Source organism: Nitrobacter sp. 62-13 (assembly GCF_001896955.1).
Classification (GTDB): Bacteria; Pseudomonadota; Alphaproteobacteria; order Rhizobiales; family Xanthobacteraceae; genus Nitrobacter.
The window spans coordinates 1-2,484 of the sequence record NZ_MKRN01000045.1 but is presented as its reverse complement, the minus strand read 5'-3'; the positions used below and the strand labels follow the sequence as shown (position 1 = coordinate 2,484).

The following is a 2,484-nucleotide window of genomic DNA, read 5'->3' as shown; positions in this document are numbered from 1 at the left end:
TTCGAGCGAAGTGGAATCCGGTTCGCGTGAAGAAAACGCGTCAAATCAAGAAGCTGGAGTCTTTCATCGTTTCCATGAAACGGTGAAAGACTCTAAGTCCCCTCGCCGACTTCAATCCGTCATCGCGCCCGCGGATCGCGCTCAGGCCGCGCGCCGCCGCAGTTGCAGCGCCTCGCCGAACGCTTCGAACAACGCCCGGTTGACCGGATTGCGTTGCGGATCGTATTCGGCATGCCATTGCACACCGAGCGCGAAGGCCGGCGCATCGGCAATGCGGATCGCCTCGATGGTGCCGTCCTCGGCCACGCCTTCGACGATAATGCGCTCGCCGGGCTCGAGGATGCCCTGGCCGTGCAGCGAATTGACGCGGATGGTCTCGCAGCCGAGCAATCGCGCAAACACGCCGCCCTGAACCAGGCGGACATCGTGGCGTTCGCCGAACACCACGTTCAGGTCCGGATGAATCTCGCCGTTCTCCAGCCGCGGCATCCGGTGATTCAGGCGTCCCGGCAATTCGCGAATTTCCGGATGCAGCGAGCCGCCGAATGCGACGTTGATCTCCTGCAGTCCGCGACAGATGCCGAAGATCGGAACGCGGCGGGCGACGCAGGCCTGCGCCAACGACAATGCGAGATCGTCGCGGTTGACGTCGTAAGGCTCATGCCGGGGGTCCGGCTCGACGCGAAAACGGCTCGGATGCACGTTGGCGCGCGCGCCGGCCAGCACGACGCCGTCGACCGCATCGAGCAGCGCTCCGATCTCGGTCACCTCCGGGCAGCCCGCGAACATCAGGGGCAGCGCGCCTGCAACCTCGGCTACCGCCCGCAGGTTCTGCTCGCTGACTATCTGCACCTCAAATCGGTCCTCGACCAGGTGCGAATTCCCGATCACGCCGACCACCGGCTTTCTCATCGCCAGAAACCTAGCTCCGACAGCGGGTCGTTGGTCCGGATATGCATCTTGTGGTCTTCGCGGAGGGAGCGACTCGCGGCAAATGGTTTGACGATCATGCCTCTCGACCGAAGCCGGATCAACAGTTCAACAAAATGATGCTCATGCAGCGCGCAAAAGTCCCGCGCTGCCTGTGCCCGACGCACGCGCACGCACGGTTGACCAACGGCACAGGCGCCGCGCCACGCCCTATCAATCGGTGGAACGGCGGAGCTCCAGGGCGCCTTCGACGTTGGCCGGCTTTGCTTCCGGCTTGACGGGATCGAGCCTGGCGCTTTCGACCCGCGGGGTCTCGACGCGCGCGGTCACCTCCGTCTTCGAGGCGTCGGCCGTGCGTGGACCGTGCCCCCGGCTGCGGGGCCGCGCGGCGGCCCTCGCCAGCAGCATCTGCCTTCCGCCCTGATGGTTGAAATCGCAGTAGGCAAAGCCCATGCCGGAAACCGAACCACGGAAGCTGCGATCGCTCTGCTTGTCGAGGTTGAAGCACGGCTCGAACGGAAGTCCCTTGAGCGAGGCGCAGACCGCCTGACCGCGGACCTGAAGCGTATTGCCCGGCAGCCTCATGTGACGAACGGGACCTGAGCCGCTGAACTGCACCGCGCCCGCCGCGCCGCCGTCCTCGAACACCCGGCCGGCGCCGCGCGTGCCATCGAAGCAGGTGAAGGCAAAAACCTTGCCGGCGACGAACCGCCTGGCCTCGTCAGCATTCATCATGTGACCGGCCATTGCCGGTGCCGCGATCGCACCTGCAACCAGGGCTCCTGACACGAAACGCGCGAGCATGACTGCAACTCCAACGAAACTGAACGGGCGACCGCGAACGGCCGGCACCTTTACCCACTGCTTACCATACCAACCGTGGCAACATTGGAGCAGCTTGGTTGGCAAAGTCTGAACATCCCTAGAGAATTTTTACCACGATGCGCCCGCGCACCCCGCCGGCAAGAATCCGGGCGCCGGCCTCGATGACGTCGTCCAGGCCGATTTCATGAGTGATTTCAGTTAGCTTGGACCGATCCAGATCAGTCGCGAGCCGGCTCCATGCGGTTTTGCGAAGCCCGATCGGGCACATCACGGAATCGATGCCGAGCAGACACACCCCGCGCAAAATGAATGGCGCCACCGACGACGGCAGATCCATGCCGCCGGCGAGCCCGCAGGCCGCGATGGCGCCCCGGTATTTCGTCATCGACAGCAGGTTGGCGAGCGTGGTGGAGCCGACGCTGTCGATGCCCCCGGCCCAGCGTTCCTTTCCCAGCGGCTTGGCCGGTCCCGACAAGTCGTTGCGGTCAATCACCTCAGCCGCGCCGAGATCCTTGAGGTAGCCGAGCTCCGATAGACGGCCGGTGGAGGCGATGACGTGGTAGCCGAGCTTGGAGAGCACGGCTATCGCCACCGATCCGACGCCGCCGGCGGCCCCGGTCACGATCACCGGCCCGTCCTTCGGCGTCAGGCCGTGTTTTTCGAGCGCCAGCACCGACAGCATCGCGGTGTAGCCCGCGGTCCCGATCGCCATGGCGTCGCGCGCCGTCA

General features: G+C 65.1%; 3 protein-coding genes. All 3 read right to left on the bottom strand.

Annotated features, from left to right (window positions below):
• Positions 1-141: 141 nt before the first annotated feature.
• Entirely contained in the window at positions 142-912 is a 771-nt protein-coding gene (locus tag BGN91_RS05055; protein WP_292611096.1) for a gamma-glutamyl-gamma-aminobutyrate hydrolase family protein, read from the bottom strand.
• Positions 913-1,143: 231 nt separating this feature from the next.
• The gene (locus tag BGN91_RS05050; protein WP_292611094.1) at positions 1,144-1,734 is read right to left on the bottom strand and encodes a hypothetical protein; all 591 of its coding nucleotides are present in this window, start codon (positions 1,732-1,734) and stop codon (positions 1,144-1,146) included.
• 118 nt (positions 1,735-1,852) lie between these two features.
• Positions 1,853-2,484: zinc-binding dehydrogenase (locus BGN91_RS05045; protein WP_292611092.1), on the bottom strand; the 632-nt coding region annotated here is incomplete at its 5' end.